The sequence below is a fragment of the Bradyrhizobium sp. USDA 4516 genome (genome assembly GCF_054055915.1).
This window is the reverse complement of sequence record NZ_JBSRXT010000001.1, coordinates 6,510,750-6,536,242: the sequence shown is the minus strand read 5'-3', so window position 1 is coordinate 6,536,242 and position 25,493 is coordinate 6,510,750. Positions and strand designations below refer to the sequence as shown.

The 25,493-nt window shown below is 65.0% G+C and carries 22 protein-coding genes; 20 read left to right on the top strand and 2 right to left on the bottom strand.

Translation table 11 applies throughout. From position 1 onward, the window contains the following. The 20 genes from ACVI1L_RS29635 to ACVI1L_RS29540 all read left to right on the top strand — a co-directional run bounded on the left by ACVI1L_RS29635 (position 1) and on the right by ACVI1L_RS29540 (position 23,529). Positions 1–915 carry a branched-chain amino acid ABC transporter permease gene (locus ACVI1L_RS29635; RefSeq protein WP_057017115.1) on the top strand — a complete coding sequence of 305 codons (915 nt, stop codon included), beginning with the start codon at positions 1–3 and terminating at the stop codon, positions 913–915. A 3-nt stretch (positions 916–918) separates the two neighbouring features. Beyond that, on the top strand, positions 919–1,992 hold the full coding sequence (locus ACVI1L_RS29630) for a branched-chain amino acid ABC transporter permease (protein ID WP_092084513.1): 1,074 nt from the start codon (positions 919–921) through the stop codon (positions 1,990–1,992). A gap of 30 nt (positions 1,993–2,022) precedes the next feature. Beyond that, positions 2,023–3,210: an ABC transporter substrate-binding protein gene (locus ACVI1L_RS29625; RefSeq protein WP_028345052.1), complete on the top strand. Its 1,188-nt coding sequence runs from the start codon at positions 2,023–2,025 to the stop codon at positions 3,208–3,210. 89 nt (positions 3,211–3,299) lie between these two features. After that, on the top strand, positions 3,300–4,028 hold the full coding sequence (gene pxpA, locus ACVI1L_RS29620) for a 5-oxoprolinase subunit PxpA (protein WP_456784523.1): 729 nt from the start codon (positions 3,300–3,302) through the stop codon (positions 4,026–4,028). Positions 4,029–4,068: 40 nt separating this feature from the next. Continuing rightward, positions 4,069–4,311 (top strand): acetyl-CoA carboxylase, encoded by a 243-nt coding sequence (locus ACVI1L_RS29615; RefSeq protein ID WP_018270951.1) that lies wholly within the window; start codon positions 4,069–4,071, stop codon positions 4,309–4,311. A gap of 16 nt (positions 4,312–4,327) precedes the next feature. Further along, positions 4,328–5,728 (top strand): acetyl-CoA carboxylase biotin carboxylase subunit, encoded by a 1,401-nt coding sequence (locus tag ACVI1L_RS29610; RefSeq protein WP_456784522.1) that lies wholly within the window; start codon positions 4,328–4,330, stop codon positions 5,726–5,728. Positions 5,729–5,770: 42 nt separating this feature from the next. After that, positions 5,771–6,646 (top strand): 5-oxoprolinase subunit B family protein, encoded by an 876-nt coding sequence (locus tag ACVI1L_RS29605; RefSeq protein WP_456784521.1) that lies wholly within the window; start codon positions 5,771–5,773, stop codon positions 6,644–6,646. Continuing rightward, a complete protein-coding gene (locus ACVI1L_RS29600) occupies positions 6,636–7,613 on the top strand; it encodes a 5-oxoprolinase subunit C family protein (protein WP_456784520.1) in 978 nt (325 codons plus the stop codon). Before ACVI1L_RS29605 ends, ACVI1L_RS29600 begins: the two co-directional genes overlap by 11 nt. Positions 7,614–7,830: 217 nt before the next feature. After that, positions 7,831–8,796, top strand: coding sequence for a LysR family transcriptional regulator (locus tag ACVI1L_RS29595; protein ID WP_057017111.1), 966 nt, complete (start codon positions 7,831–7,833; stop codon positions 8,794–8,796). Between the two features lie 105 nt (positions 8,797–8,901). After that, complete coding sequence (locus ACVI1L_RS29590) at positions 8,902–9,861, top strand: AraC-like ligand-binding domain-containing protein (RefSeq protein WP_057017110.1); 960 nt, start codon at positions 8,902–8,904, stop codon at positions 9,859–9,861. Between the two features lie 165 nt (positions 9,862–10,026). Beyond that, a complete protein-coding gene (locus tag ACVI1L_RS29585; RefSeq protein ID WP_076826273.1) occupies positions 10,027–12,054 on the top strand; it encodes a hydantoinase/oxoprolinase family protein in 2,028 nt (675 codons plus the stop codon). A gap of 176 nt (positions 12,055–12,230) precedes the next feature. After that, positions 12,231–13,067: an IS5 family transposase gene (locus ACVI1L_RS29580; protein ID WP_076824982.1), complete on the top strand. Its 837-nt coding sequence runs from the start codon at positions 12,231–12,233 to the stop codon at positions 13,065–13,067. Between the two features lie 3 nt (positions 13,068–13,070). Further along, positions 13,071–14,954 (top strand): hydantoinase B/oxoprolinase family protein, encoded by a 1,884-nt coding sequence (locus ACVI1L_RS29575; protein WP_456784519.1) that lies wholly within the window; start codon positions 13,071–13,073, stop codon positions 14,952–14,954. Positions 14,955–15,057: 103 nt separating this feature from the next. Beyond that, positions 15,058–16,158, top strand: a complete 1,101-nt coding sequence (torT, locus tag ACVI1L_RS29570; RefSeq protein WP_456784518.1) for a TMAO reductase system periplasmic protein TorT — start codon at positions 15,058–15,060, stop codon at positions 16,156–16,158. A 72-nt stretch (positions 16,159–16,230) separates the two neighbouring features. Further along, complete coding sequence (locus ACVI1L_RS29565) at positions 16,231–17,769, top strand: sugar ABC transporter ATP-binding protein (protein WP_456784517.1); 1,539 nt, start codon at positions 16,231–16,233, stop codon at positions 17,767–17,769. Next, on the top strand, positions 17,766–18,782 hold the full coding sequence (locus tag ACVI1L_RS29560) for an ABC transporter permease (protein ID WP_456784516.1): 1,017 nt from the start codon (positions 17,766–17,768) through the stop codon (positions 18,780–18,782). Before ACVI1L_RS29565 ends, ACVI1L_RS29560 begins: the two co-directional genes overlap by 4 nt. Further along, positions 18,775–19,788, top strand: a complete 1,014-nt coding sequence (locus ACVI1L_RS29555) for an ABC transporter permease (protein WP_456784515.1) — start codon at positions 18,775–18,777, stop codon at positions 19,786–19,788. The genes ACVI1L_RS29560 and ACVI1L_RS29555 overlap by 8 nt, the downstream gene beginning before the upstream one ends. Continuing rightward, complete coding sequence (locus tag ACVI1L_RS29550; protein WP_245311430.1) at positions 19,785–20,678, top strand: FAD binding domain-containing protein; 894 nt, start codon at positions 19,785–19,787, stop codon at positions 20,676–20,678. Before ACVI1L_RS29555 ends, ACVI1L_RS29550 begins: the two co-directional genes overlap by 4 nt. A 16-nt stretch (positions 20,679–20,694) precedes the next feature. Beyond that, the gene (locus tag ACVI1L_RS29545; protein WP_253626002.1) at positions 20,695–21,153 is read left to right on the top strand and encodes a (2Fe-2S)-binding protein; all 459 of its coding nucleotides are present in this window, start codon (positions 20,695–20,697) and stop codon (positions 21,151–21,153) included. Positions 21,154–21,168: 15 nt separating this feature from the next. Beyond that, positions 21,169–23,529: a xanthine dehydrogenase family protein molybdopterin-binding subunit gene (locus ACVI1L_RS29540; protein ID WP_456784514.1), complete on the top strand. Its 2,361-nt coding sequence runs from the start codon at positions 21,169–21,171 to the stop codon at positions 23,527–23,529. A gap of 144 nt (positions 23,530–23,673) precedes the next feature. Here ACVI1L_RS29540 and ACVI1L_RS29535 read toward each other — a convergent pair whose 3' ends face one another. Next, positions 23,674–24,561, bottom strand: a complete 888-nt coding sequence (locus ACVI1L_RS29535) for a 2-hydroxy-3-oxopropionate reductase (RefSeq protein WP_456784513.1) — start codon at positions 24,559–24,561, stop codon at positions 23,674–23,676. Between the two features lie 126 nt (positions 24,562–24,687). Next, positions 24,688–25,473, bottom strand: coding sequence for a hydroxypyruvate isomerase (gene hyi / locus ACVI1L_RS29530; RefSeq protein WP_456784512.1), 786 nt, complete (start codon positions 25,471–25,473; stop codon positions 24,688–24,690). Between the last annotated feature and the right edge of the window lie 20 nt (positions 25,474–25,493).

The following is a 25,493-nucleotide window of genomic DNA, read 5'->3' as shown; positions in this document are numbered from 1 at the left end:
ATGCGCGAGTTGCTCCAGATCATCTTCGATGCCCTCAGCCTCGGCAGCCTCTACGCCCTTGGCGCGCTCGGTATCGCCCTGATCTTCGGCGTGATGCGGCTCGTCAACTTCGCGCACGGCGATTTCATCGCGTTTTGCGTCTTCGCCATGCTGTGGCCGTCGATCGATGCGGCGGCGATCGTCTTTGCCGGGCAGCTACCGTTCTATCTGCTGATCCCGCTGCTGCTCTTGATCGGCGCCGCGCTGTCGATCCTGTCGGAGATCGTCGTCTTCCGCCGCTTCCGCAATGCCAATCCGGCGACGATGATGATCGCATCCTTCGCGCTCGGCTTCGTGATCCGGCATCTCCTGCTGATGCTGTTTTCGAGCCGGCCGAAGTCGATCACGCTGTGGCCGAGCCTTGGCCTGCCGGTCGAATTCCTCGGCGCTCACATCCCGATGCTCCAGGTCGTGACCATCATCATCACGCTGGCCGTGCTGGTGGTCCTCGTCCTGTTCCTCAAGCGCACGCGCTACGGGCTCGAGATGCGCGCCGCCGCCGACAATTTCACCATGGCGCGCATGCTCGGGGTCCGCGCCAACGGCGTGATCCTGCTGGCCTTCGCCATCAGCGGCATGCTGGCGGCGGCGATCGGCCTGATCCTGGCGACCAATTCCGGCACCGCCGACATCGGCATGGGCGCCAATGTGATGCTGATCGCGTTCATCGCGACCGTGATCGGCGGCCTCGGCAGCATTCCCGGCGCCGTTGCCGCCGGCTTCCTGATCGGTGCGGCCAGCGTCGTGTTCCAGGCGACCCTGCCACACGACGCCAGGGTATTCCGCGACGCCTTCGTCTACGGCGCCGTCATCGTCGTCCTTCTGGTGCGGCCGCAGGGCCTGTTCGCACCGAAATCCGCCAAGCAGAGGGTCTGATCGATGTCGCAGCGGCCGTCCGTCATCCGGCAAACGATCATCACGCCGATCGTGCTGATCGTGGCGCTGCTCATCATGGCGGCCCTCTCCTATCAATTCGGCAGCCGGGCCTTCAACCGCACCGTGGTCGAGATGTTCATCAACATCATGGTGGTGGTCGGGCTCTACGTCTTCGTCGGCAATTCGGGCCTGCTGTCGTTCGGCCATATCAGCTTCATGTGCCTCGGCGCCTACATGACCGCCTGGCTCACGATTCCGCCGGTGATGAAGTCGATCACGCTCAAGGGATTGCCGGCGTGGCTGCTCCACACCCAACTGCCGATGTGGGTGGCGACGCCGATATCCGGATTGATTGCGGCACTGTTCGCGCTGATCGTCGGGCGCGTCATCATGCGCCTTTCGGGCATCGCCGCCTCGATCGCGACCTTCGGCCTGCTCGGCGTCATCAACAATGTCTATTCGAACTGGGATTCGGTGACGGGCGGACAGGGTTCGATCGTCGGCATTCCGCCCACCATGAATGTCTGGACCGGATGGATCGGCGGCGCCGTGGCCATCGCGATCGCCTATCTCTACTCGATTTCGCGCTCCGGACTGGCACTTCGCGCCACGCGAGACGAAGCGGTCGCGGCCAGCGCCTCCGGCATCGACATCGTCCGCGAACGGCTGATCGCCTTCGTCGTCAGCGCCTTCATCATCGGGCTCGCCGGCGCGCTCTACGCGCATTTCCTGAGCATCGTCAATCCCGGCGCATTCTATCTGCGGACGACGTTCATCACGCTGTCGATGCTGGTGGTCGGCGGCATGTACAGCCTCAGCGGAGCCGTCTCGGGCGTGGTCGCGATCTCCGTGTTGATCGAGCTGTTCCGCAATCTCGAGAAGGGCATCAGCCTCGGCGGTCACACCGTCGGCCTGCCGAACGGTGTCCAGGAAATCGCGATCGGCATCATCACCATCGCGATCCTGATGTACTTGCCGACGGGACTGACCCGCAACCAGGAATTCTCCTGGCGTCGATGGCCGTTGCAGCGCCGCCTGACGCCACCGGTCCAGACCGCGCTGAAGGAACTGCACTGACGCTTGTTGTACAATTGGAGGAGTGGGGATATGCGCTTTACGACATTACTCAGCATCTTGGCCGGAGCATCCGCGCTCTGGTTCACGCCTGCCCGGGCAGCCAACGAGATCGTTGTTGGATTTGCGACCGCGGCGTCCGGATTTATGCAAGCCTATGACAAGCCGGCGCAGGACGCGGCGCTGATCCGGATCGAGGAGATCAACAAGGCCGGCGGCCTGCTCGGCAAGAAGATCAAGCCCGTCTTTGCCGACACCAAGACCGATCAGGCCGAGGGTGCCAAGGCCGGCCTTGCGGTGCTCGACCAGGGTGCCGACCTCGTCATCGTCTCCTGCGACTACGATTTCGGCGCGCCCGCGGCGCTGCAGGCGCAGGCTGCCGGCAAGGTTTCCTTCTTCCTCTGCGCCGAATCGATCAAGGCCGGCATCCCCGGCGTCGGCCCGTTCTCGTTCTCGGCCTCGGTGCTGGCACCGGTGCAGGGAGCGACCATGTCCGAATGGGCTTACACCAAGAAGAACGCGCGCAGCTTCTATCGGCTGCTCGACAGCTGGACCGTCTACAACAAGGGCATCTGCGACGGCTTCGACTGGATGCTGCCGCGCCTCAAGGAGGCCAAGCTGGTCGGCAGCGACACCTTCAAGAACGACGATGCCTCGATCGCTTCGCAGATCACGCGCATCAAGAGCCTGCCGAAGGAGCCTGACGCCATCATGCTCTGCACGATGATGCCGGGCGCTGTCTCCGCCATCAAGCAGATCCGCGCCGCCGGCATCAAGTCGATGATCCTCAACGGGTCAGGTGTCGACGGCAGCTACTGGATGAACGCCGTTCCTGACCTCTCGAACTTCTACGTCCCGGTGCAGGGCTCGGTCTATGGCGACGATCCGAACCCGAAGGTCAACGAGTTCAACAAGAAGTACAAGGAGGTCACCGGCGGTGACCCCTCCAGCCAGTACGTCTATCCGGGTTACGTCCTGATCGACGTCTGGGCCAAGGCGGTCGAACGCGCCAAATCGACCGATGCGGCAGCCGTCGTGGCCGAGCTCGAGAAGATGAACAACGAGTCCACGCTGTTCGGGCCGCGCACCTTCACCAAGGACATCCACCACCAGAACCAGGGTCGCTATCTGATCGTCGACACCGAGGCCGGCAAGCCGCAGGTGATCGACCAGTGGACGATCTCGGAAAAGATCCCGCTCGACTATCTGGTGTCCAAGTAACCCGGCAATGCGCCGCCCTGGGTGCGCCAGTCATACCCGGGGCGGCCTTCGCCGGTCATATGCAAAGCCAGTTGGAAGGAAATCAGGAGATGGTCGTGATCAACTGCGACATGGGCGAGGCCTACGGCCTCTACAAGATGGGCGACGACAAGGCATTGATGCCTCATATCGACGTCGCGAACGTCGCCTGCGGCTTTCATGCCTCCGACTTCAATCACATGCGCAAGACCGTGCAGCTCGCCAAGCAATTTGGCGTCAAGGTCGGGGCGCACCCGTCGCTGCCCGATCTGCAGGGATTTGGTCGCCGGGAGATGAAGATCGACCGCGAGGAGCTGGCCAATTGCCTGCTCTATCAGATCGGCGCACTCCAGGCCTTCCTGGATGCCGAAGGCATGGCGCTCAATCACATCAAGCCGCACGGCGCACTTTACGGCATGGCATCGCGCAACGAGGAGATCGCCGAAGCCGTGGCTGATGCCGCTGACGTCTACAAGGTGCCGTTGCTCGGCATGAAGGGAACGTTGCACCAGAAGGTCTACGAGCGGCGCGGTCATGCCTTCGTCGCCGAATACTATGCCGACCTCGACTACAATGCCGACGGCAGCCTGATCATCACCCGCGAGCACGAGGCTAAGGATCCGGCCGACGCCGCAACCCGATGCGCAAGGGCGGTCAATGAAGGCAAGACGCGCACTGTGGCCGGAAACGACATCGTGGTCGGCTCCGATTCGATCTGCATCCACTCCGACACGCCGAACGCCGTCGCCATCGCCGAAGCCGTCCGCGAGGCGGTGCGCCCCTATCTCACCGCGCGCTGAACCGTCGCGGCAACGAACCAAAGACTCTCAAGAGGAAACAATGGCAACGCAGCAGATCTTCTCGCCGCTCCCAGGCATCTTTTATCGCAAGCCCGCACCCGACAAGCCGGTCTACAAGAACGACGGCGACGCCGTCGCCGAGAGCGACACGATCGGGCTTATCGAGGTGATGAAATCGTTCAACGAGGTGAAAGCCGGCATCGCCGGCAAGATCGTCCGCTTCCTGGCCGAGAATGAAGATGCCGTGATGGCCGGCCAGCCGATCGCCGAAATCGACGTTTAGGGCTCTTCGACCAGCCATGGCGATCAAGAAGCTCCTCATAGCCAATCGCGGCGAGATCGCGGTGCGCATCATCCGCGCAGCGCGCGATCTCGGCATTGCAACCGTGCAGGTCTACAGCAAGGCCGACCAGGCCTCGCTTGCGGTCAGGCTCGCCGACGAAGCGGTCGATATCGGTCCGCCGCAGGCGTCGAAATCCTATCTCAACCAGGCCGCCATCCTCGCCGCGGCGCGGGGCACTGGTGCCGACGCTATCCATCCCGGCTACGGCTTCCTGGCCGAGAACGCCGAGTTCGCCGCCGCAGTCGAAGCGGCGGAATTGATCTTTGTCGGCCCGACCGCGCAATCGATCCGGCTGATGGGCGACAAGGTCGCGGCACGCGAGGCCGCCGCCGCGGCCGGCGTGCCGACCGTCCCTGGCAGCCAGGGGCGGCTGGAATCGGCCGAAGCGGCCTTCGCGCTGGTCGAGAAGACCGGCTTCCCAGTGATGATCAAGGCCGCCGCCGGGGGTGGCGGACGCGGCATCCGCATCGCGCGGTCCCCCGGGGAGTTTCAGCATCTGATGCCGCAGGCACAGGCCGAGGCACTCGCGGCCTTTGGCGACGGCGGGCTTTACGTCGAAAAGCTGATCGAAGGCGCGCGGCATATCGAGGTGCAGGTGCTCGGCGACGGACACGACGTGATCCATTGCTTCGAACGCGAATGCTCATTGCAGCGCCGCCGCCAGAAGGTCTGGGAAGAAGCCCCCTCGCCCTCGCTCACCCAGGCCGTGCGGGAGAGGCTCTGCACCTCGGCTGTGGCACTCGCCCGAGCGGTCAATTATCGCGGCGCCGGCACGCTCGAATATCTCTACGACGACGCCACCGGTGAATTCTACTTCCTGGAGATGAACACCCGCATCCAGGTCGAGCATCCGGTCACGGAGATGATCACCGGCATCGACCTCGTCCGCGAGATGATCCGGATCGCCGGCGGCGAACGTTTGCGCATCAGCCAGAACGAGATGTGCGTCAGCGGCCATTCGATCGAGGTCCGTATCAACGCCGAGGATCCCGCCAGAAACTTCCTGCCCAACCCGGGCACGGTGAGCGCGCTCAACCTGCCCGTCGGCGACGGCGTTCGCTTCGACAGCATGCTCTATGAGGGATACACGGTGCCGCCCTTCTACGACAGCCTGCTCGGCAAGCTGATCGTGCACGACAAGGATCGGCCGAGCGCCATGAAGAAACTCGAGCGCGCGCTCGCCGAGCTCAGCGTCGAAGGCATTTTCACGACCAAGCCCCTACACCAGGCGCTGGCGCGCGACGCCGACGTCCAGGCTGGGCGCTTCCATACGGCATGGCTCGAATCCTGGCTTGAGTCCCATGCCGCCACGCTTGCCACCGCTCAGCCGCCATCAGCCGCGAAGGTCGCCTCATGATGGCGAGAGAATCCGCCCCGTCAGCAACAGGAGGCCGCTAGCATGCAAACTCGATTTTCCTTCGGCGGCGATGAGCACATTTTCGCCGAGGTCGGCGAAGCGATGTCGCTCGAGGCCTTTTTCAAGAGCCTGTTCATCACCAATGCGGTGCGCGATGCCAGGATCAAGGGTGTCACCGAGATCTGCCCGGCGAACGCGTCCTATCAGGTCAAGTTCGATCCAGAGCGGATCAAGCCCGACGATCTCCTCGCCGAGCTGAAGCGGCTGGATTCCGCATCCGAGAAATCGGAACCGGTGATCAAGACGCGGATCATCGAGATCCCCGTGCTCTACAACGATCCCTGGACCCATGAGACCTTGATGCGCTTCCGCGAGCGTCACCAGGATCCTGACGGCACCGACCTCGAATACGCCGCGCGGATCAATGGCCTCGACAGCGTCGATGCCTTCATCAAGGCGCATTCTAGCGCGCCCTGGTTCGTCTCGATGGTCGGCTTCGTCGCCGGCCTGCCCTTCCTCTACCAGATGGTCGAGCGCAAGCGGCAGCTTCAGGCCCCGAAATATCTGCGCCCGCGCACGGATACGCCGAAGCTCACCGTCGGACATGGCGGCTGTTTCAGCTGCATCTATTCGGTGCGCGGCGCCGGCGGTTACCAGATGTTCGGCATCACGCCGATGCCGATCTACGATCCCAACCAGACCATCAGCTATTTGCGCGACTTCATGTGCCTGTTCAAGCCGGGCGACATCGTGAAATGGAAACCGATCGACCGGGCAGCCTATGACTCCGCGGTCGCCGACGTCGACGCCGGCCGGTTTGCGCCCGTGATCCGCGACGTCTCGTTCTCGCTGACCGAGTTCAACCGCGACATTGATGGCTACAACAGCAAGCTCGATGGAGTTCTCCATGGCCGTTAGGGTTTTGAAGCCGGGTCTTGCGACCACCGTCCAGGACCTCGGACGTCCCGGCTATTATCACATCGGCATCCCGCTCTCCGGCGGCATGGACCGTCACGCGCTGGTCGCCGCAAATCTGCTAGTCGGCAATGATGCAGGCGCAGCCGTGCTTGAGGTGGTGTTCATGGGGCCCGAGCTCGAATTCACCGAGGACGCCACGGTCGCCGTCACCGGCGCGGAGCTGCCGCCGAAACTCGACGGCGAGCCGCGCGAGACCTGGACCAGCTTCAAAGTGAAGCGTGGCCAGATCCTCTCCTTCGACTTCCTCAAGCGAGGCGCACGCGGCTACATCGCGGTCGCCGGTGGCATCGATGTGCCCGTGGTGCTCGGCTCGCGATCGACCTACGCACTCGGCGCGCTCGGCGGCTTCAAGGGCCGCAAGCTCGAGGCCGGCGACGAATTGCCGGTCGGCCGTGCCAGCGTGACGGTCAAGGACGGCCGCACCGTCGCCAACGATTTGCGCGGGCAACCGGCGGGAATGCCGACGGAGCTGCGCGCCATGCCCGGCCTCTATTGGCACCGCATCACCGAGGCCGCCGGCAACGGCTTCTTCTCCGACACCTGGAAGGTCGCGCCGGAAGCCGACCGGATCGGCTACCGCTTCAAGGGTGGCAAGGCGCTCGAATTCGTTCCGCGCGAACCGCCGTTCGGCGCCGGCTCCGATCCGTCCAACATCACCGATGCCTGCTATCCCTACGGCTCGATCCAGGTTCCCGGCGGCACCGAACCGATCGTGCTGCATCGCGACGCCGTATCCGGCGGCGGCTACTTCATGGTCGGCACCGTGATCGCCGCGGACATGGATCTGATCGGTCAGCTCCAGCCCAACACGCCGGTGAAGTTCGTCAAGGTCGACATGGATCAGGCGCTTGCGGCACGCAAGAGCCGGACCGAGCTGCTGGGCAAGCTTCGCAGCGCCATGGCGTAATCGCGAGGGGACCGCCGCATCTGCCAACGGAGCTCGGCCGCCGGCGCCGGAGCGTTCGCGCATGGTCAAGTCTAAACCTGTGGCTGTCGATTGCGCGCTCGCACATCTGAGGTCTGTGCCACGGCGCGCTGTCCGCCGGGCGGCACGAGAGTTGCAGCGGACACATTCGGGCTGAGAAACACTGCTCATGAGTTGTGCAAACATCGGAACAACCGCGATGTCCGTTTCTCTGAAACAGATCCGCTACTTCGTCGCCGCCGCCGAGACCGGGCGGATCAGCCAGGCGGCCATCGATCTCAACGTCTCGCAATCAGCGGTCACCGCGGCGATCCAGCAGCTCGAGGCCACCGTCTGCGCCCGCTTGCTGGAGCGCACGCCGAACGGCGTAACCGTCACCATGGAGGGCAGCCGCTTCCTCTCCCAGGGCCGTCATATCCTCGCCGCCGTCGCCGAGGCGGTGCGCGACACGCAGATGTCCGCCGGCCCCCTGTTCGGGACGATCCGCGTCGGCGTCACCTACACCGTGTCGGGCTACTTCCTGCCGCGTCATCAGATGCGCTTCAAGGCGAGTTTCCCCGGGATCACGATCGAGCTGTTCGAGGCGCCGCGCGACGTGCTCGAGCGCGCACTCGTCGATGGTGCCCTCGACCTCGCGGTGATGCTGGTCTCGAACCTGCGCGACAACGCCATGCTCACCAGCGAGACCTTGCTGCGATCGCCGCGCCGGCTGTGGCTTGCGCCCGAGCATCCCCTGACCCGCGCCGAGCGGGTCCACCTCGCTGACATCGCGACCTATCCCTATGTCATGCTCACGGTCGACGAGGCCAAGCACACCTCGATGCGCTATTGGAACAACGCCTCACTCGAACCGAAGACGGTGTTCCGTACCTCCTCGGTCGAAGCCGTCCGCTCCATGGTCGCCGGCGGCATGGGGATCGCCATTCTGTCCGACCTGATCTACCGGCCCTGGTCGCTGGAAGGACAGCGGATCGAGACCCGCGTCATCGAGGACGAGGTGCCCAGCATGGACATCGGTCTTGCCTGGCGTCGCGACACCAAGCCATCGGAGGCTGCGATGGCTTTTCGCGATTTCATGCGCTTTGCGGTTGCCGGCGTCGGGCCGGCCCGGCCGCCGGTCAGCATGGACCACCGACATCAGGCCGAGGAGGCCATCGAAATCTAGAATATCAGTTTCCGTTTTATTCGACTTGACGCCGTCCGGCTGTCCTCGCCAAACTTTGCCCGGGGACACGACGACCGGAGGCACAGCCGGCGGCGGGAGTGAGACATGCAAGTCACCTACACGACCAACGACATCCCGTTGCAGACCCGCCGCCAGTACTGGCAGGAGGTCGTCTCGAAGACCTATTACTCGCTCGACCTGCGCTTCCCGAGCACGCGCGACTTCAATGCGCGCCTTGGCGCCTGGTCGATGGGCCCTGTCTCGGTGTCCCGCAACATCGCCAATGGCCTGCTGTACAAGCGGCATGAGCGGCATCTCCTGAGCGAGCGGGAGGAATCCTTCCTGATCACGGTGCCCGAACTCGCCGAAATCCGTTTCGAGCAGGACGGCAAGGTGGTGCATTGCCGCCCGGGCGCGTTCCTGATCGAGCGCAGCCACCTACCCTACGAGTTCAGCCATCAGGATCCGACGGCGCTGTGGTGTCTGAAGATCCCGAGCGCGGTGCTGCGCGCCCGCATTTCCCGGCCCGAGCGCCTCGCGACGCTGCAATTCGACGCCAGCCGCAGCGTCGGCGCGCTGTTCGTCGACACGCTGCGCCTGTCCGGTGAACGGATCGAGGAAATGGACGAGACGGCGCGCACGATGATGGGCAAGCACCTGATCGAGCTGCTTGCGATGGCCATTGAATCCGACGACCGTGTGTTGACCGGTCACTCGTCCTCCGTGCGCAACGGCCATTTGCTGCGTTGCGAGCAATTCATCCGTGCCCGCCTCGACGACATGCGGCTCACGCCGCAGATGATTGCCGACGGCTGCGGCATCTCGCTGCGCTATTTGCACCAGATCTTCGAGGGCGAAGGCCTGACCGTCTGCGCCTATATCCGCAACCAGCGCCTTTCAATGTGCGACGCCCTGCTGCGCGATGCGAACTGCCGCAAGAGCATTTCGGAAATCGCCTATCAATGGGGCTTTGCCGACCAGGCGCAGTTCAGCCGCAATTATCGCGGCCGGTTCGGATGCACCCCGAGCGAGGCGCGCGCGATTTCGCGCACCGCCAACTCCTGATGACTGGCCTGCTGATGGATTTTTAGGCACACCGCCGCCGGCCTGGGCATGTATGAGCACCGGCACGGTTCGCTCTCTCGCACAAACCTTCCTGCGCTCAGCGTCAAGAACGAAGGCCGCCGCTCTGCCTAAGATCGGCGAAACGCTCGTTCGAAAGGAAGAGGCATGGCGCAGAACCTTCGTGTGGCCGTCGATGTCGGTGGCACCTTCACCGACATCTGCATCATGGACGAGACGACCGGTCTCGTGCGCATCGAGAAGACCTCCTCCACGCGCGATCCGATCGAAGGGATCATGGGCGGCGTATCCAAGGCCGGCATCGACCTGTCCAAGGTGGCGCTGTTCTCGCACGGCACCACGATTGCCACCAACGCGCTGATCACGCGCCGCCTGCCGCGCACCGCAGTGGTCACGACCAAGGGGTTCCGCGACGTCATCGAGATCCGGCGCGCCAACAAGGAAGACCTCTGGGACACCTACAAGGACGTGGTCCGGCCCTATGTGCCACGGCGCGACCGCCTCACCGTACCTGAACGCGTCGATGCAGCCGGCGCGGTGATCGAGCCGCTCGACGTCGAAGCTGCGCGCAGCGTCGCACGCATCCTCAAGCGTCGCGGCGTCGCCGCGGTCGCGGTGTGCTTCATGAACGCCTATCTCAACGGCACCAATGAGCGCGCCATGCGCGATATCCTGCTGGCCGAGATGCCCGATATTCCGGTCTCGATCTCCTCGCAGGTGCTTCCCGAAATCTTCGAGCACGAGCGGTTCTCGACGACGGTCGCCAATGCCGTGGTGAGCCCGGTCGTCGTCAACTACACCAGCCGGCTCGGCGAACGACTCTCGGACGAGGGCTACACCCGCGATCTTCTGCTGCTGCACACCGGCGGCGGCGTGATGACGCCGGCGAGCGTGAAGGATTTCGCGGCGCGCCTTGCCGGCTCCGGCATCGCCGCCGGGGCCATAGCCAGCCGCCATATCGCCGGTCTTTGCGGTTTCCCCAATTCGATCGGCCTCGACATGGGCGGCACGTCGACCGACGTGTCGCTCGCCTATGAGGGCCAGTCGCGGATTACCAAGGACTGGCACATCGAGTTCGGCTATCCGATCCGCTTCGCATCGATCGAGGTGCTCACCATCGGTGCCGGCGGCGGCTCGCTGGCCTGGACCGATCCGGCCGGCTCGCTGCGCAACGGCCCGCAATCGGCCGGCGCCTATCCGGGACCGGCCTGCTATGGCAACGGCAATACGCAGCCGACCAACACCGATGCCAATGTGACGCTCGGCCGGCTTGGCACCGATCTCGCCGGCGGCAAGGTCAAGCTCGACCCCGAGCTGGCGCGGCAAGCAGTCGAGGGCGGCGTCGCCAAGCCGTTCGGCCTCGGCCTGCACGAAGCCGCAGATGCAATCGTCAAGGTCGCCAATGCCAACATGTCGGATGCGGTGCGCCTGATCTCGATCAGTCGCGGCTACGATCCGCGCGACTTTGCGCTGGTGGCGTTCGGCGGCGCCGGTGCCCTGCATGGGGTCGACGTCGCACGTGAGCTGGCGATTCCCGTCGTGATCGTTCCGCTCAATCCCGGCGTGACCTCAGCGCTCGGTTGCCTGCTCGTCGACATGCAGCACGATTTTTCGCAGAGCTGCATGGTCGACGCCGCCGAGGCCGACGCCACCGAGATCGAGGCACAGTTCGCCGAGCTCGAGAAGGCTGCGCTCGCACGGTTGATCCATGAGGGCGTCGCGCAGCAGGACATCGTGCTGCAGCGCTCGATCGACATGATGTATCGCGGCCAGTGGCGTTCGCTTGCCGTCAACGCGCCGCGGCCGATCGGCGCGATCGCCGATCTGGTGCAGAGCTTCCATGCCGAGCATCAGCGCGAATACAATTTCCGCCGCGACAGCGCGCCGGTCAGCTTCTTCCGTCTCAATCTGAAGGCAGTGGGCGTGGTCCCCAAGGCCGAGTTTGCCGTCCACGAGCCGACCGGCGCTAGCCCCGAGCCGGTCAGCCGCCGCAGGGTCTGGTTCGAGGGCAGCGGGCTCGATACACCCGTCTATCGGCGCGACAACCTGCCCTGCGGCTTCTCCTTTCAAGGCCCCGCGATCATCGAGCAGGTCGATGCCACCACCGTCGTTCCGCCCGGCGCCGCCGCCGAGGTCGACAGATATCTCAACATCATCATCCGCGTGAAGGAGTAAACCATGGCCGGAGCTCTCCCGCTCGACCCCGTGACCTTCGAGGTTTTGAAGAACTCCTTCATCACCAGCGTCGACCAGATGGGCGAGCAGGTCCTGAGAGCCTGACTGAAAAATGGGTGAGTGATCTCAGTGGGGTGTGATTCCATCGGATTTGCAAAGATTCGAGGGAGAGCACGATGCCCTGGACCAAGATCACTCGGGAGCAATATCGGCGGGACGATCTGCGTTATGCAAGCGATATGACCGATGCGGAGTGGGCGGTGATCAGACGCCTGTTGCCGCGAGCGAACCGGCGCGGCCGGCCGCGTAAGACGGAGCTGCGTCGTGTGATCGAAGCGATCCTCTATATCGTTTCGACCGGCTGCCAGTGGCGGGCGTTGCCGCAGGAGTTCCCGCCCTATTCGACGGTGCAGGGCTATTTTTATAGATGGCGGGATACAGGCCGGTGGCAGAGGATTGTCAGCGTGCTTGTCCGACGGGCGCGAAAAAAGCTTGGACGGACACCGAAGCCGACGGCAGCCGTGATCGACAGTCAAAGTGCGCCAACCACGCAAGCTGGCGGACCGCGCGGCTACGATGCAGGCAAGCGCATCTACGGCCGCAAGCGGCATATCGTGACGGATACCAATGGCCTCCTCCTTGGGGTTCATGTTCATCCGGCCAACGTTCAGGACTGCCATGGCGCCGTACCGCTGCTGAAGAACGTGCGGATGAACTTCCCCCGGCTGCGCCACGTCTTTGCCGACCGGATCTACCGCGGAAATCAACTCCTCGACGCGCTCTCAGACTGCGGTCCATGGACTGTCGAGATCGTCGAGCGGCCTCAAGGCGTCAAAGGCTTCCAGCTTCTGCCGAGGCGGTGGGTGGTTGAACGCACATTCGCTTGGTTCGGCAGATGCCGCCGCCTCGCCAAGGACTTCGAGGCGACGGTGGCAACCGAAGCTGCCTGGCTGCTGATTGCACACATCAGGCTCCTGACCCGCAGACTCGCGGCTGCAGCTAAGGTTGGGTGATTTATGAGTCAGACTCTGAGGACCTGCTACTCCTTCGTCATCTACAATCGCGACTTCTCGAGCGCGCTGCACGACGCCAACGGTGAATGCGCGGCGCAGGGCAACCAGGATATTGCCGTCCACGTCGGCACGCTGCATTTCACCTGCAAGGATGTCATGCGCCATTTCGAAGGCGACATGCATGAGGGCGACGTTTTCGCCATCAACGATCCCTATGCCGGCGGCACGCACTTCTCCGACGTGCGGCTGATCCGTCCGATCTTCGCCGACGGCAAGATCATCGCTTTCAGCCAGTCCAACGGACACTGGTCCGACGTCGGCGGCAGCGTGCCGGGATCGTTCGACGTCGCCGCCCGCGAGATGTTCCGCGAGGGCCTGCGCATCACGCCAGTCCGGCTGTTCGACAAGAACGGCCTGCGCAAGGACGTCGCGCATCTGATCGCGTCGAATACGCGCGATCCGGCCTCGATCATCGGCGACATCCAGGCACAGGCCGAAGCCACCGCCGTCTGCGAACGGGAGATCCTGCGCCTGGTCGGCAAATATGGCCGTGATACCGTCGAGACCGGGCTTGCCGCCGTCCAGGACTATGTGGAGCGTTCGGCGCGCCAGCGCATCGCGGCGCTCCCCGACGGCGAATGGGAAACCGTCGACTTCATCGACCGCGATCCGGCCGGCGGCGAAGGCATGATCCCGATCCGCATCAAGATGACGATCAAGGGCGATCGCGCAATCTACGACTTCACCGGCAGCCATCCGACCATCGGCTCGATCTACAATTCGGCGTTCGGTGCAACCTTCTCTGCCGTCGCCGCCGGCATGAAGACTTTCTTCCCCGACCTGCCACTCAATTCCGGTTTCTACCGCTGCTTCGAGATCATCGCCCCCGAAGGATCGATCGTCGACGCCAAATGGCCGATCGCGGTCACCGGCTTTCTGATGCCGTTCGAGAAGATCATGAACTCGATCTACGAAATGTGGTCGAAGCTGATGCCGGAGCGCGCGCTCGCTTGCGCGTTCAATCTCGAATATCTGCTCACCGGCGGGCTCGATGCCCGCAGCTCCGACAAGCCGATCTTCATGTTCTATGACTGGCTGCCCGGCGGCTGGGGCGGGCGCAACGGCAAGGATGGCAGCAATGTCACAACCGCCTGCTTCGGCACCGGCTTGATGTCGCAGCCGGTCGAAGGCCAGGAGCGCGCCAACCCGATCCTGACCACCGAATGCGAGATCCTCAAGGACTCGCCCGGCCCCGGCAAGTGGCGCGGCGGCGCCGGCGTGGTGAAGACGTCGCGGATGCTGCAGGCCGAGAAAACCGTGATCTCCTATATCTGCGACCGCGAGCGCGCGATCGTGTGGGGCATCGAGGGCGGCCTGCCGTCGATGCCGCACGGCCTGACCCTGAAGCGCGCCGGCAGCACGGCCGCGGAGCGGCTCGGCTCGATCTTCTCGGACGTCCCGATCGGCGAAGGCGACACTTTCTCGCGTCCGACCGCCGGCGGCGGCGGATTTGGCGATCCGCTGGAGCGCGATCCGAACCTCGTCGTCGAGGATATCAAGGACGACTATGTCTCGGTCGAGCGTGCCGCCAAGGACTATGGCGTCGTGGTGCACACCATCGACGCCGAGCTCTGTAACTACGAGGTCGACAAGGTCGCGACCGAGGCGCTCCGTGCGAAGATCCGCTCCGAGCGTGTCGCCAATGTCCGGCTCGATCCGGAGCTGGTGGCGCAACGCTATCGCAGCGGAGCAATCGACGCGCTCGACGCGATCCGCAAGCACGCGGTGATCCTCGATTGGGGCACCGGTGCCTTGCTTCCCGAATCCACGCGCCAGTTCCGCGAGGTGTTTGAGCGGCGCTCGGTCGCAACGTGGAAAGCAGGCTGAATGCCATCGCCGGCCGCGACGTCGGCAGACCGCACAGAGCGTTCACGAAAAACTGGATCCGACACCGCCCCTCCACTTTCATTCGAGCCATGAGGATTGTGCTATGACGAGTACGACGTGCCTTTCCCCCAATCGAGTTTGGCCGATCCGCCCCGCGCTCGGCCTTGCCGCCGGCCTCGCCCTTGCCGCTGCGGTCGCGCCGGCCGCGGCCGAGACGCCGTGGTTTCCGATGAAGGTCTACGACGCGTCGTCCGGCACACCGAAGCCGGCCGAGTACACGCCGCTGCCGAATGCCGAGAAGCCGTACAGGCTCTGCGTGCTGTTTCCGCACATGAAGGACAGTTTCTGGGTCGCCGTCGCCTATGGCATCGTCAAACAGGCCGAGGCGATGAACGTCAACATGAACCTCTACGAGGCCGGAGGTTACGAGAACCTGCCGAAACAGCTGTCGCAATTCGATGACTGCATGGCCAGCGCACCGGACGCCATCATCGTCGGCGCCATCTCCGGCGCAGGCCTCAGCAAGAAGTTCGAGGAAGCCAAGGCCAAGGGCGTGCCGGTCGTCGGTGTCACCAACCCGCTGCCGCCGAACGCGCTGCCCGCGGCCAACTACGTCGACTTCGTCGCCATGGGCGAAGTCACCGGCGCCGGCCTGCTGGCGCAATCCAAGCCCGACGACAAGCTCAACATCGTGACGTTCCCCGGTCCGGCCGGCTCTGGCTGGGCGGAGTCGTTCAACGAAGGCTTCAAGAAGGCCGTTGCCAAGAACCCGAACGCCGAGATTCTGGCCGAGAAATTCGGCGACTCCGGCGTCGCCGTGCAGCTTCAGCTCATTCAGGACGCCTTGCAGGCCTATCCCGGCATGAACGTGATCTGGGGCACCGCCCCCACCGCTGAAGCCGCCATCGGCGCCGTTGCCGAGGCCGGCCGAAGCGACCTGAAGATCGTATCGTCTTACGAAAACCAGGCCATGCTTGACGCGCTCAACCGCGGCGACATCCTCGCCTTCGCAACCCAGTATCCGGTCGGAGAAGGCGCCGTCGCGATCGATCAGGCAGTGCGTCTCATCGAGAAGAAGCCGGTCATGAGCCTTGTCCAGCCGATCGCCGCTGTCATCGACAAGACCACCGTACCGAAATTGCAGATGGACCTCGTGCTGGCTCCGGCGAGTTGGACACCGGTCTATTCGGTCAAGGCCAAGTAAGCCGCTCGCGAATGGTGCCGGGTGGGAGCACCTGCTCCCACCCGTCTTGCTCACGGCCCAACGGAGACGCGGATGGATGTCGAGATTGACCCGAAGCCCGCCGAGCCTCTGCTTCGATTGCGGGGGATATCAAAGCGCTTCACCGGCGTTCGCGCGCTCGACCGGGTCGACCTCGACGTTCGTGCCGGCGAGCTTCATGTCCTGTTCGGCGAGAACGGCGCCGGCAAATCGACCCTGATCAATGTCATCTCGGGAACGTTTCCGCCGGACGAAGGCACGTTCCATTTTGGCGACGAGGAGATCCATCATCTCACGCCGCAGCGGGCCCGCACGATCGGCATCAGCCCGGTCTTTCAGGAGTTCTCGCTGATCCCGAGCCTCACGGTGGAAGAGAACCTGTTCCTCGGCCGCGAGGTCACCCATGGCGGCGTGCTGCGCTCGCGCGAGATGCGCAAGCGCGCCAGGGCGCTGATCGACGAGCTCGGCTTCGATCTCGATCCGGCGCAGCGGATCGACGACCTTTCCCGCGCGCACCAGCAGATGGCCGAAATCGCCAAGGCCCTGCTCGGCCGCGTCCGCCTTTTGATCCTTGACGAGCCGACTGCCTCGTTGACCGAGCGCGAGACCGGACGGCTGTTCGAGCTGATCGCGCGCCTGAAGAGCCAGAATGTCGGGCTGATCTATGTCTCGCATCGCATGCGCGAAATCCGCGCCCTTGCCGACCGTGTGACGGTGCTGCGCGACGGCCGCCACATCCAGACCCTCGACGCCCCCGGCTCGACCGACGGCGAGCTGGTGGAGCTGATGACCGGCCGCAGGATCGACCTGCTGTTCCCGGCCATCGCCCACCGGCCTGACAAGGTGATGGTCGACATCGAAAACCTGACGCTCGCGGACGGCAGCGTTCAGGAGGTGAATTTCCATGCCCGCGCCGGCGAGATCACCGGCATCGCCGGTCTCGTCGGCTGCGGCAAATCGGAGCTGATCCGCGCGGTCTACGGCATCGAGCCCGCGGCATCAGGCGTGATCCGGATCGACGGTCTGCCTTACGAATTCCCGACCCCGAGGCAAAGCCTCAAGCGCGGCATCGCCTATTTTCCTGCCAATCGGGTTGCCGAAGGGCTCGCGCTGTCCCGTCCGATCCGCGAGAACGCATCGATGACGGTGCTCGACCTGCCCGCGTTCGCGCGCTTCGGCGTGCTGCGGCAGGCCGCCGAACGCGCCACGATCGCGGACATCATGGAGCGGTTGCAGCTGAGGCCGCCGAACATCGAACGGAGCGCCGGCGCGCTGTCCGGCGGCAACCGTCAAAAAGTGATGCTGGCACGCGCGCTCACGCGTGAGCTGACCGTGTTCCTGTTCGACGAGCCGAGCGTCGGGATCGACGTCGGCGCCAAGCTCGAGGTCTACCAGTTCATGAAGCGGCTGGTCGAGGCCGGCGCCGCCGTGATCGTGGTGTCGTCGGAATTGCCGGAGGTTCTGGCGCTGTCGAACCGGCTCTACGTCATGCATCACGGCCGCATCGCCGCCGAGCTGACGGACTCCGAGAAGACCGAGCAGAACGTGCTGTCGAGCTTCTTCCGCGACCATCTCGCCGCGGAGGTCGCGTGAACACCGCGCTGGTCACCGCAAACCCGCAAGGCGCGATCGGCTTGCGATCGATCGCAGGCCGTGTCGGGTTCCTGCCGGCCCTGCTGGTCTTGCTCGTCGCCGGCATGTCGGCGATCGATCCGCAGTTCTACGGCATCATCAACATCCTCAACATCCTGCGCAACGCGTCGCTGCTCGCGATCGTCGCCTGCGGTCAGGCGCTGGTCATCATCGCGGGCGGCTTCGATCTTTCGGTCGGCGCCGTCGTGGCGCTCGCGAGCGTCGTCACCGCCAAGACCATGGCCGCCGCAGCCACCGCGTTTCCCGGCAACAACGCCCTCATCATTGCCAGCGGGATGGCGGCCGGACTCGGCTCCGGGGCCGTGGTCGGGCTCGTCAACGGCTTCTGCGTGGCGAAGCTCAAGGTATCCGGCTTCGTGGTGACCCTGGGCACGATGTCGGCGACTGCGGGCGTCGGCCTGATGATCACTAACGGAATCCCGGTTTACGGCATGCCCGATATCTTCGTGAAGGGCTTTGGGCGCGCCCAGGCGCTCGGCCTGCCGACCGCCGTCCACGTCGCGCTGGTCATCATCATCGTGATGGTGTTCGTGCAGCGGCGCACGCTGTTCGGCCGTTACGTCTACGCGATCGGCGGCAATGTCGATGCGGCCATCGTTTCGGGCGTATCGATCCAGCGCCACGTCGTCGGCACCTACGTTGTCTCGAGCATGCTCGCGGCATTGACGGGCATCCTGCTGACCGCGCAGGTCGGCTCCGGCCAGGCCAGCTTCGGCGGCGACCGGATGATGCTGCAATCGATCGCAGCCGCCGTGATCGGCGGCGTGAGCTTGCGCGGCGGCGTCGGGCGCATCGAAATCGTCGCCATCAGCGCCCTGTTCCTGACCATCCTGGGCAATGCGCTCAACCTCCTGCACGTCGACTCCCGGCTGCAGCCGGTCTTTCTCGGCGTCATCATGGTCGCGGCCGTGGCGCTGGACGAACTCAGCCGACGGAGCAAGGCTCGTGTCTGACCTCGAATTGTCCGTCGCCGCCAAGAACGCGGATCGCCCGAAATTGGCGCCGGGTCGCTGGCTCTGGAGCGCAGTGCTGCCGGTCGCATTGGTGGCCCTGTTGCTCGCCTTCGCCACGGTCGACCGCGGCGTGTTGTCGCCGGCCAACCTGCTCAACATCGCGCAACAGAGCAGCTATCTGGCCCTGTTCGCGATGGCCCAGACCGTGGTGATCCTGACGCGCGGCTTCGACCTCGCACTCGGCCCGACCGTATCGATGGTGAGCGTCGGCACCGCGCTGGCGATGGCCGGCGCGACGGCGTCGGGCCATGGTACAGGCGCCGTGCTGCTCGCCGGGCTCGCTGCCGGCTTCGTGCTCGGCACCGCGTGCGGGCTCTTCAACGGCGTGGTTATTGCGCTGCTCGGGGTCAACCCCTTTGTCGCAACGCTCGGCAGCTACAATATCGCGATCGGGATTGCGACCACACTATCGTCCGGACGGCCCGTGCAAGGCGTGCCGGCGCCGTTCTCGCAGATCTTCTACGGCGGCAGCGTCTTCGGAATTCCGGCGGCCATCGCGATCACGGTCGGGGTCGGCGCCGTGCTCCATTGGACCCTGACGCGGACCGTGTTCGGCCGTTCGCTTTACCTCATCGGCACCAACCCGCGCGCAGCGGCGGTCGCCGGCCTGCCGGTCAAGCGCACCCTGATCGCGACCTATGTGCTGTGCTCCGGGCTTGCGGCGCTCGGCGCGATCATGATGACGGCGCGGACCGGATCGGGCGAGCCGAACCTCGGCGGGGCGCTTTCACTGCAGGCGATTGCCGGCGCCGTAGTCGGCGGAACAAGCCTGGCGGGCGGGCGCGGTGGGGTCGGCACCGCGGTGCTCGGCGCCCTGTTCATCACCATTCTGTCCAACGGCATGAACCTCACCCGGATCGACGGATACGTCCAGATGGTCGTGCTCGGCGCGATCGTCATCGTCGGCGTTCTGCTCGATCGCCTGCGACTGGAGCGGCGCCAATGACGACGGGTTCTCCCATGCAGAGCGTCGCAGGCGAGATGCACGATGCACCTGCCTCGATCTACGTTGCGCCCTCGCTCGCTTCCGCACTCGACGCACTGAGCGAATTCGGCGCGGCCGGCGCTGCCTTTGCCGGCGGCACGTGGATCATGCGGTCACCGATCCGCCACGAGCGGTTGAAGCCGCACTATGTCGCGATCGGCAAGATCGCCGAGCTGACCGCGGTTCGTATCGGCAGCGATGCAATCGAGATCGGCGCGGCGGTTACGCATGCGGCACTCGCGGCGGCCCTGGCCGATCTTGCGGAATTCGCGGTCCTGGTCGACGCCGCCGGCCGCTCCGCCAATCCTGCGATCCGCGCGATGGCAACGATCGGCGGCAACCTCGCGACGTCGGAATTCGCCGCCGCGGATTGCGTACCGGCGCTGCTCTGCCTCGATGCCCAAGTGGAAATGTCGGACCGCGACGGCCGCGAGCGCATCGGCCTGTCGCATTTCCTGAAGATCCGATCGTCCCTTCCGCGCGGTCATCTGGTGACGCGGATCATCTTGCCGCGGGCGGCGCGCAGAAGCGCCCATGCCCGCCTGCCGCTGCGTAAATCGGGTGACTACCCGGTCGCCATCGTCAGCCTGTCGGTCAGCATCGATGCAGCGGGCCGTGTCCAGGCGGCGCGCGTCGCGGTCGGTTCAGTCGAGCCGGTGGCGCGCCGCTGGGATCGGCTCGAGGCAGCGCTGATCGGACGCCCGCTCGATGCGGCGGGGGCGGCGCAGACTGCGGCCGCGTTGGCGGACGACTTCGTCGGCCGCGACAGCGTCGATGCCCCGGCCTGGTATCGGGTCAGCGTGCTACCCGGTCTCGTCCGCCGCGCTGCGATCGCAGCGCTTGGCTCCTGAACCGGTGGGGACCGACATGGGATTCAACTTGACAGTGAACGGTGATCGCCTCCCTTCCGTGGCCGACCCCGCCACGCCGCTGATCGACATTCTGCGTGAGGAGATGCATCTGACCGGCGCGAAACCGGTCTGTCGCGAAGGCTTTTGCGGTGCCTGCATGGTGCTGGTCGACGGCGAGCCGACGCCATCGTGCCTGTTGCCCGCCGCGCTCGCCGATGGCCGCGAGATCCGCACCGTCGAAGGCCTTGCGCCTCACGGCGAACTGAACCGCATCCAGGCGGCCCTCGAGGCCAGCGATGCGGTCCAATGCGGCATGTGCTTTCCCGGCATGGTGGTGAGCCTGACGCATCTCTTGACGACCCGGCCTGACGCCACCCGTGACGATATCCGGGCCGCACTCACCGGGAACATCTGCCGCTGCACGGGATACGAACGCATCGTCGAGGCGACGCTGCTCGCCTTGGCCAACGCATAATCGGGAGGCGCAAGCATGTCCGACGTTTCCGCGACGATGGATTTGCGCCGGCGGGACGCCGCCGACAAGCTGCGTGGCCGTACGCGCTACACCATCGATCGATATCTGCCCGGCATGCTGCACGCCGCGGTGCTGCGTGCCGGCCTGCCTTCGGGCCGGATCATTCGCCTCGACACGTCGAGGGCTGCCCGCATGCCGGGGGTACGTGCGATCGTGACGGCGTCGGATGCGCGCGGCATGATCGGCATCGGCATCGCCGATCACCCGCTGTTCGCCCGCGATGTCATTCGCTACGACGGCGAACCGCTTGTCGCGGTCGCAGCCGTCACGTTGGCGCAGGCGCAGACCGCGCTCGCGGCGATCGACGTGGAAATCGAGCAACTCCCCGCAATATTGACCATGGCGGAGGCGCTGGCACCAGATGCGCGGCTGGTTCATCCGGACTGGCGCGGCTATGAGGTCCTGGTCGAAGGCGGCGCGCGTGCGGGCAATGTCGCCTGGGAGGCGACCGTCGTTCGCGGCGACGTCGACGCCGCCTTTGCGCGGCCTGACGTCGAGATCGTCGAAAGTTTCTATCGCGTCGGCCGGCAGAACCACGTGGCCTTCGAGCCGCGTGCGGTCGTCGCAAGCTACGAGGACGGCCGCTTCCATATCGAGACGTCGACGCAGGTTCCCTGGAGCGTCCGCAATGCAACCGCGCGCGCGTTGGGCGTGCCGGCATCGCAAGTGCGCGTCACTGTGCCGCCGGTCGGCGGCGGCTTCGGTCTCAAATTCGATCTGGCGGTTGAGCCCTTCGCCGCCCTCCTCGCCCGCGCCAGCGGCCGGCCGGTTCGCCTCGTCAATTCCCGCGAGGACGAGATGCTGACCTGCCTGTTCCGCGAGAACGCCGATATTCGCATCCGCTCGGCGGTGACGCGCGACGGAGAAATCGTGGGCCGCGAGGCGGTCGTGCTGATGGACTGCGGCGCCTATGGCGGCGAACAGATCTTCCTGACCACCATGACCGCACACACGCTCGGCGGAAACTACAGGCTTGGCAGCGTGCGCATGGTCTCGCGCGCGGTCTATACCAACACGGCGCCGAACGGCGCGTTCCGCTGCTGCAATGGCGTCTACAACACCTTCGCGCTCGAGCGGCACACCGACGAGATCGCAGCGCGGATCGGAATGAATCCGCTTGCTTTCCGGCGCCGCAACGTGCTCGGCGACAAGGATCTCGGCGCCACCGGCCAGGTATTCGAAGGCGATGTGCTCGGCCCGATGCTCGACCGGATGGATACGTTGCGCGACGCGGCAGCGCCGCTGCCGGCGCGCACCGACGGCAAGCTCCTTGGACGCGCGACCACCGTCGGCACCTGGTTCGTCTTCGTCGGCCCATCGGCCGCGACGGTGAACATGAATGCCGACGGCACGGCGACCCTGGTCACGTCAGGTGTCGAGATCGGATCCGGCTCGATGATGCAGAGCCTGCCGCAGATCGTTGCCAGCACGCTCGGCATCGCGCCCGAGCAAGTGATCGTCCGCGCCGCCGATACCGATGCGGCCGGTTATGATGTCGGCGTCGGTGGCGGCCGCACCACCGTCTCGCTCGGCGCCGCCAGCCTGTCGGCGGCACAGGAGGTCCGCACGAAGCTTTTGAGGATCGCCTCCGAGATGATCGAAGCCGCGCCCGGCGATCTCGTCATGCGCGATGGTCGGATCGAGATCGCCGGCGCGCCGGGCTCCGGCCGCACCGTCGCGGAGGTCGCGACCCGCGCTCAAGCGCTGGGCGGACCGGTCGCCGGCACCGGCGCCTTCACCGGCGCCGGCGTGCCGGCGATGCCCGGTTGCGTTGCCGGTCATTTCATCGACGCGATCGACATCCCCGTCTTCGCCGTCCACGACTGCGAGGTCGCCGTCGATTCGGAGACCGGGCATGTCGAGGTGCTAAGCTATCGCGTGGTCCAGGACGTCGGCCGTGCGCTGAATCCACGCGCAATCCACGGCCAGATCCAGGGCGGCGTCGTGCAGGGCCTGGGCTACGCCCTGCACGAGGAGGTGACGATCGGCAGCAATGGCCGTGTCAGTCAAAGCGGCTTTGAGACTTACCGCGTACCGCTTGCGCTCGACGTCGTACCGGTGGAGATCAGCCTCTATGAGGGCGCGCCGTCGGTGGGGCCGCTCGGCACCAAGGGCGCCGGCGAGGTGCCGATCCTCAATGTTGGCGCCGCCGTCGCCTGCGCCGTTGCCAACGCGACAGGAAAGCGGGTACAGGAATTACCCCTGACGCCGCCGCGCGTGCTCGAACTTCTGCTCGAGCGCAAGCCGGGTCTGGCACTGTCTCACATTGCCGAGGTGTGGGCGGACAACCTTGTTCGTCCTCACGGGGCGCCCTAGGGACACCAGAAAAAATGCCCAGCAAACGATCCGAACGCTGAGCGACCGGCTTGGGCGCCAGGCGCCTGATCCGTGGCAGGTAGGCGCTACCGTCCCCGCACCGACCAGGCCCACGATATTTTCGTCCATTCCCCTCCGCGGCGCTCAGGCAGCCGCGACCTCGTGGCCCGCCATGACCTCCAGCGCTCTCAGAATGCCGGAATGGTCCCAGCTTTTGCCGCCGAGGGCGGTACAGGCGTTGAACAGCTGCTGGGCTGCTGCAGTGCCTGGCAGCGACAAGCCAAGCGCGCGCGCCCCTTCGAGCGCGAGGTTGAGGTCCTTCTGATGCAGCTCAATGCGGAAGCCCGGATCAAAATTGCGCTTCAGCATGCGATCGCCGTGCACTTCGAGGATCCGGGACGACGCGAAGCCGCCCATCAACGCCTGGCGCACCAATGCGGGGTCGGCCCCGGCCTTGGAGGCGAACAGCAACGCCTCGCTCACCGCCTCGATGGTCAGCGCCACGATGATCTGGTTCGCAACCTTGGTGGTCTGGCCGTCGCCGTTGCCGCCGACATGCGTGACATTCTTCCCCATCGTTTCAAACAGGGGCTTCATCGCATTGAACGCCCGCTCCCGCCCGCCGACCATGATGGTCAGGCTGGCCGCCTTTGCACCAACTTCGCCGCCGGAGACCGGCGCGTCGAGATAATCGGCCCCGAGCGCATCGATCCAGCGTGCAAACTCCTTCGTCGCCAGCGGAGAGATCGAGCTCATATCCGTCACGATCCTGCCCTTGGAGATGCCCTCCGCGACGCCGCCTTGACCGAACAGCACGGCTTCGACATGCGGAGTGTCCGGTACCATGATGATCACGGCGTCCGCCTCCTGCGCCACCTGCTTGGCGGACTCGCAAGCGATTCCGCCGGCCGCGATCAACTCAGGCGCAACAGGTACGACGTCGTGCAGGAACAGACGATAGCCGGCAGCCAGGAGGTGGCCGGCCATCGGACGTCCCATGGTGCCAAGTCCGATGAATCCGATGTCTTTCATTGTCGTTGCTCCCTGTCAGCCGGATGAAGGCGTTTTTCCGGACGAGCGACTCTCGGCTCGCGTGAAGAAACCGCGTTAAATAAAATTCCAGAGCTCCGTCCCGATTCAATCGGAACGGAACAGGCTCTAGGTCACGAAAGTCTGTGCGGCGTGCCAGCCCAGGCTCTCGAGCGTGGTCGCCCGCGGCTTGTATTCGCACCCGATCCAGCCCCGATACCCGATGCTGTCGAGATGCTTGAACAGATAGGAGTAGTTGATTTCGCCGGTTCCCGGTTCATAACGGCCCGGATTGTCGGCGAGCTGGACATGCGCGATCCGGCCGAGATGCTTCTGCAGGGTCCGCGCGATATCACCTTCCATGATCTGCATGTGATAGATGTCGTACTGGATGAACAGATTGGATGAGCCAACCTCGGAAATGAGCTGCACCGCCTGTTCCGTCCGGCTCAGGAAGAAGCCGGGAATATCGAGCGTGTTGATCGGTTCGACGAGGAGCCTGATGCCATGCTGGGCGAGCGCGCCTGCGGCGAAGCGCAGGTTGGACACGAGGACTTCCTGCAGGTCCGCCCTATCCGTATCGGCTGGAGCGATGCCGACCAGGCAGTTCAGCTGCCGGCAATCCAGCGCCTTTGCGTAGTCGATCGCGCGCACCACGCCGTCGCGAAATTCATCGACCCGATTGCGCAGGATCGCAATGCCACGCTCACCGGCGGCCCAGTTGCCGGCTGGAAGATTGTGCAGCACCTGGGTCAGCCCACAGCGCGCCAATTCCTCCCGCAACGCGCCCTTTTCGAAGTCATAAGGAAAAAGATACTCGACTGCGTTGAAGCCGGCCGCCTTGGCGGCCGCGAACCGATCGAGGAACGGCAGCTCGTTGAAGAGCATGGTGAGATTGGCGGCAAATTGAGGCACGAGTCGTATCTCCGCTTGAA